This window comes from Streptomyces sp. NRRL B-24572 (assembly GCF_002156145.1).
GTDB lineage: Bacteria > Actinomycetota > Actinomycetes > Streptomycetales > Streptomycetaceae > Streptomyces > Streptomyces vietnamensis.
Genome location: NZ_MWIG01000525.1, coordinates 1 through 5,461 on the forward strand (window position 1 = coordinate 1; position 5,461 = coordinate 5,461).

General features: G+C 73.5%; 6 protein-coding genes. 3 read left to right on the plus strand and 3 right to left on the minus strand.

All coding sequences use genetic code 11. The features are described from left to right. Window positions 1–68: 68 nt before the first annotated feature. From CCN56_RS28865 to CCN56_RS28875, 3 genes are read right to left on the minus strand one after another with little or no spacing between them, the layout of a single operon-like run. Entirely contained in the window at window positions 69–1,055 is a 987-nt protein-coding gene (locus CCN56_RS28865; protein WP_086830925.1) for an acyl-CoA dehydrogenase family protein, read from the minus strand. Next, window positions 1,055–2,224 (minus strand): acyl-CoA dehydrogenase family protein, encoded by a 1,170-nt coding sequence (locus CCN56_RS28870; RefSeq protein WP_086830926.1) that lies wholly within the window; start codon window positions 2,222–2,224, stop codon window positions 1,055–1,057. The genes CCN56_RS28865 and CCN56_RS28870 overlap by 1 nt, the downstream gene beginning before the upstream one ends. Then, on the minus strand, window positions 2,224–3,081 hold the full coding sequence (locus tag CCN56_RS28875; RefSeq protein WP_086830927.1) for an enoyl-CoA hydratase: 858 nt from the start codon (window positions 3,079–3,081) through the stop codon (window positions 2,224–2,226). Before CCN56_RS28875 ends, CCN56_RS28870 begins: the two co-directional genes overlap by 1 nt. 45 nt (window positions 3,082–3,126) lie before the next feature. Between CCN56_RS28875 and CCN56_RS28880 the strand changes: the two genes are divergently transcribed. The 3 genes from CCN56_RS28880 to CCN56_RS28890 form a co-directional block, all read left to right on the plus strand. Next, window positions 3,127–4,293: an acyl-CoA dehydrogenase family protein gene (locus tag CCN56_RS28880; RefSeq protein ID WP_086830928.1), complete on the plus strand. Its 1,167-nt coding sequence runs from the start codon at window positions 3,127–3,129 to the stop codon at window positions 4,291–4,293. Next, window positions 4,290–5,078 carry an SDR family oxidoreductase gene (locus CCN56_RS28885; protein ID WP_086830929.1) on the plus strand — a complete coding sequence of 263 codons (789 nt, stop codon included), beginning with the start codon at window positions 4,290–4,292 and terminating at the stop codon, window positions 5,076–5,078. The genes CCN56_RS28880 and CCN56_RS28885 overlap by 4 nt, the downstream gene beginning before the upstream one ends. Next, window positions 5,075–5,461, plus strand: a 387-nt coding sequence (locus CCN56_RS28890) for a TetR/AcrR family transcriptional regulator (protein ID WP_179200018.1), incomplete at its 3' end; no start/stop codon positions are given. The genes CCN56_RS28885 and CCN56_RS28890, both read left to right, overlap by 4 nt.

Genomic DNA, 5,461 nt, shown 5'->3' on the forward strand with positions numbered 1-5,461 from the left:
ATGAGCGGTGCCCGCTGCCCGGCCCGGGGCAGCGGGCACCGCTCATGGAGCGAGGACGCGGGAACCGCTCAGGACGCGAGGATGCGGGCGCGGCAGGCCGCGGGGGTGCCCCAGGCGTCGCGGAGGGGCCGGGCCTTGCGGATCCACAGGGCGAGGTCCAGCTCCTCGGTGTATCCGACGGCCCCGTGGAGCTGGAGGGCCGTGCGGGCGGCGGCGTACGCGGCCTCGCCCGCCGTGACCTTCGCCGCGGCGACCTCGGCGGAGGCGTGGTCCGCCCCTTCCGCCAGGGCGAGCGCGGCCGAGTGGAGCAGGGGCTGGGCGAACTCCAGGGCGATGAGCGTGTCGGCGAGGCGGTGCTTCACCGCCTGGAAGGAGCCGATGGCGACCCCGAACTGGGTGCGCTGCTTCACGTATTCCACGGTCCGGTCGAGGAGCGCGCGGCCGAGGCCGAGGGACTGGGCGGCGGTGGCGAGCGCGGCGACCTCGGCGGCGTGCGCGGCCGCGGCGGCCACCGCGGGACCTTGTGCCAGGGCGGTTCCGCCGAGCGGGCGGGCGAGCCGGCGAGCGGGGTCGGCCGAGGGCTGGACGGGTCCCGCCGTCTCCGCCAGGCGTACGGTGTCGCCCTCGACGACGAGCACGGCGTCGGCGGCGTCCGGGTCCAGGGCGTAGGGGCTGCCGGCGGCCGGCAGGCACAGGGAGACGACCGCCTTGCCCGAGGCGATCTGCGGCAGCCAGGCGGCGGCCGCGGCGTCGTCGAGCCGGTCGAGGAACGCGGCCGCCGCGACCGTCTCGACCACCGGACCTGGCACGGCGTGGCGGCCCAACTCCGTGAAGGCGACGGCCAGTTCGACGGGAAGCGGGCCGAGTCCGTCGTGCCGCTCCGGCACGGCGAGGGCGAACACACCCGCCTCCGCGAGCCGGGACCAGAGGACGCGGCCGGGCGCGGTGTCCCCGGCCGCCCAGGCCCGCACCGCCGTCGGGGTGTCGGCCGCCGTGAGCATGGAGTCGAGCGAGCGGGCGAACTCCCGCTGCTCGGCGTCGAGGAGGAACCGCATCACCGGCGTCCCTTCGGGAGGCCGAGCAGCCGCTCGGCGATGATGTCGCGCTGGATCTCGTTGGTGCCGGCGTAGATGGGTCCGGCGAGGGAGAAGGTGTGGCCCTCGGCCCAGCCGCCGTGCGCGGGCGCGTCCGCGGCCGCGTCGGACAGCTCGCCCAACGGCCCGAGCAGATCGAGGGCGGTCTCGTGGAGCGCGATGTCCAGCTCGGACCAGAAGACCTTGTTGAGGCTGGACTCGGCGCCGATCGAACCCCCGGCGGCGATGCGCGAGACGCCCGCGTACGCGAACAGCCGGTAGGCGCGGGCGGCGATGACCGCGTCGGCGACCCGGTCGCGCAGGGCGGTGTCGGACGGGTCGGCGGTCTCCCGCCACAGCCCGGCGAGCCGCTCGGCGGCGGCCGTGAACCGGCCGGGGCTGCGCAGGGTGAGCCCCCGCTCGTTGCCCGCGGTGCTCATCGCGACCCGCCAGCCCTGTCCGGGCGCGCCGATCACGTCCTCGTCGGGCACGAACACGTCGTCGAGGAAGAGCTCGGCGAAGGCGGGCTTCCCGTCGAGGCGCCCGATGGGCCGCACGGTCACCCCGTCGGCGTTCAGCGGGAACATCAGGTACGTCAGGCCCTGGTGCGGCTTCGCGGCATCGGGGTCGCTGCGGAAGAGCCCGAAGGCGCGGTCGGCGAAGGCCGCCCGGGACGACCAGGTCTTCTGGCCGCGCAGGAGCCAGCCGCCGTCGGTCCGCACGGCCGTGGACCGCAGCGAGGCGAGGTCGGAGCCGGACTCGGGCTCGGACCAGGCCTGCGCCCAGATGACCTCGCCGCTCGCCATGGACGGCAGGACGCGGGCGCGCTGCTCGTCGGTGCCGTGCTCGAAGAGGGTGGGGGCGAGGAGGTTGATGCCGTTCTGGCTGACCCGGCCGGGGGCGCCGGCCGCGAAGTACTCCTCCTCGAAGATCAGCCACCGGAGGAGGGAGGCGCCCCGGCCTCCGTACTCCTCGGGCCAGGAGACCACCGACCAGCGGTCGGCGGACAGGATCCCCTCCCACTCCCGGTGGGCGGCGAAGCCCTCCTCCGTCTCCAGGGAGGGCAGGGGGGTGTCGGGCACGTGGGCGGTGAGCCAGGCGCGGGCCTCGGCCCGGAAGGCGTCCTCCGCCGCGGAGAAGTCGAGGTCCATCAGGCTCCCGCCTCCTTCATGGCGCGTATGTCCATGCCGCCCAGCGCGTCGGGGGCGGTCTCGGCGTTGTGCGCGTGCGCGAGGTGGTGCAGGCCGAAGACCGAGTCCATGCCGGTGTGCAGGCCCTGGAGGTCCTCGGCCTGGTTGACGGCGCGCTTGGTCAGGGCCAGGCCCATGCGGGGCATCTCGGCGATGCGGTTCGCCAACTCCAAGGTCCTCTCCCTGAGTTCCCCGGTCGGCACGACCCGGTTGATCATGCCGACCTCGTAGGCGCGCCTGGCGTCCATGCGGTCGCCGGTGTAGAGGAACTCCTTGGCGATGCGCGGGGGCATCACCCAGGGGTGGGCGAAGTACTCGACGCCGGGGATGCCCATGCGGACCACCGGGTCGGCGAAGAACGCGTCCTCGGAGGCGACGATGAGGTCGCACACCCAGGCGAGCATCAGGCCGCCGGCGACGCAGGCGCCCTGCACCGAGGCGATCACGGGCTTGGGCAGTTCGCGCCAGCGTCGGCACATGCCCAGGTAGACCTCGGACTCGCGGGCGAAGCGGCTCTCCGCGCCCTGCTTGTCCGAGTGGTCCCACCAGAGGCCGGCCCGCCGGTCGAACGGCAGGTGGGCGTCCCGCTCGGGGGTGCCGATGTCGTGGCCGGCGGAGAAGTGCCTCCCCGCTCCGGCGAGCACGACGACCTTCACCTCGTCGTCGTCGGCCGCGCGGTAGAAGGCGCGGTCGAGGGCGTAGGTCATCGCGGAGTTCTGGGCGTTGCGGTAATCGGGCCGGTCCATCGTGACCACGGCCACCGGGCCGAGGCGTTCGTAGCGGACCGGGCCCGTGGATGCGGTGCGGGCAGCGGACATCCGCCCTCCTTCCCTAACAAGTGTTTGGTAGGTTAACGTACGGCCATGAGCAACGTCGAGGAGTTCCGCAGAGAGGTCCGCGGCTGGCTGCGCGCCAACCTCACGGGCGAGTTCGCCGCCCTGCGCGGGCGCGGCGGCCCCGGACGGGAACACGAGGCGCACGCCGAACGCCTCGCCTGGGAGCGGCACATGGCCGCCGCCGGATGGACCTGCGTCGGCTGGCCCAAGGAGTACGGCGGACGGGGCGCGAGCCTCGAACAGCAGGTCGCCTTCCACGAGGAGTACGCGCTCGCCGACGCCCCCGCCCGCGTCAGCCACATCGGCGAGCAGCTCCTGGGGCCCACCCTCATCGCCTTCGGCACCCCCGAACAGCGGGAGCGCTTCCTCCCGAAGATCGTCAGCGTCGAGGAGCAGTGGTGCCAGGGCTACTCGGAGCCGGACGCCGGCTCGGACCTGGCCAACGTGCGCACCCGCGCCGAGCGGGACGGCGAGGAATGGGTGGTCACCGGGCAGAAGGTGTGGACCTCGCTCGCGCACGAGGCCGACTGGTGCTTCGTCGTCGCCCGCACCGAACCCGGAACGACCCGCCACCACGGCCTGTCCTACCTGCTCGTCCCCCTGGACCAGCCCGGAGTCGAGATCAGGCCGATCGTCCAGCTCACCGGGACCTCCGAGTTCAACGAGGTCTTCTTCGACGGGGCCCGCACCCGCGCCTCCCACGTCGTCGGCGCCCCCGGCGACGGCTGGCGGATCGCCATGGCCACCCTCGGCTTCGAGCGGGGCGTGTCCACCCTCGGCCAGCAGGTCGGCTTCCGCCGCGAGCTGGAAGCCCTCGTCGAACTGGCCAAGCGCAACGGCGCCGCTGCCGACCCGCTGATCCGCGACCGCATCGCCCGCGCCTGGATCGGCCTGGAGACCATCCGGTTCAACGCCCTGCGCATGCTCGACGGCGTCGCCGCCGGAGCCCCCGGGCCCGAGGCCTCCATCGGGAAGATCTTCTGGGCCACCTGGCACCGCGAGCTCGGCGAACTCGCCATGGACGTCTGCGGAGCCGGGGGAATGCTGGCCGACGGCGAACCGTACGACCTCACCGACTGGCAGCGGCTCTACCTCTTCTCCCGCTCCGACACCATCTACGCCGGCTCCAACGAGATCCAGCGGAACATCATCGCCGAGCGCGTCCTCGGCCTGCCCAAGGAGGTCCGCCCATGACCGGCACCCCGCCCCCCTACGTGCCGGGCCACGGTCTGCTCGCCGGCCGCGACGCCGTCGTCACCGCCGCCGCGGGCGCCGGCATCGGCGGCGCCACCGCCAGGCGCCTCCTGGAGGAAGGCGCACGCGTGGTCGTCTCCGACGCCCACGCCCGCCGGCTCAAGGAGTCCGAGGCCGAACTCGCCGCCGAGTTCGGCGCGGACCGCGTCGCCGCCCTGCCCTGCGACGTCACCGACGAGACCCAGGTCGCCGCCCTGTTCGACCTCGCCGTCGAGCGCCACGGACGCCTCGACATCGTCGTCAACAACGCCGGCCTCGGCGGCACCGCCGACCTCGTCGACATGGCCGACGAACAGTGGGACAAGGTCCTCGACGTCACCCTCAACGGCACCTTCCGTTGCACCCGCGCCGCACTGCGCCGCATGAAGGAGGCGGGCGCCGGGGGCGTCGTCGTCAACAACGCCTCGGTCATCGGCTGGCGCGCCCAGAAGGGACAGGCCCACTACGCCGCCGCCAAGGCCGGCGTCATGGCCCTCACCCGCTGCGCCGCCCTGGAGGCCGCCGAGTACGGGGTACGGGTCAACGCCGTCTCCCCGAGCCTGGCCATGCACCCGCACCTGGTGAAGGTGACCACCCCCGAACTCCTCGAAGAACTGACCTCCCGCGAGGCCTTCGGCCGCTACGCGGAGCCGTGGGAGGTGGCCAACGTCGTCGTCTTCCTGGCCAGCGGTTACTCCTCGTACCTGACGGGCGAGGTCCTCTCCGTCAGCAGCCAGCACCCGTGAGACCGGCGCCGGAACGGCGCCGCGAGATCCTGGACACGGCGGCCGAGGTCTTCGCCGCGCAGGGGTACGACGCCACCACCGTCCGCAAGATCGCCGACGCCGCCGGCCTGCTCGCCGGCAGCCTCTACTACCACTTCGACTCCAAGGAGTCGATGCTCGACGAGATCCTCGCGTCCTTCCTGCGCGAGCTGTGGGGCAGATACGACGCCGTGCTCGCCGCCGGCCTCGACCCCCGGCAGACCATCGAGGCCCTCGTCACCGAGTCCTTCCGCGAGATCGACCGGCACCGCGCCGCCGTCGCCATCTACCAGAAGGAGTCCCGGCACCTCCAGGAACTGCCGCGCTTCGGCTACCTGGCCGACGCGCAGCGCAGGTTCGAGAAG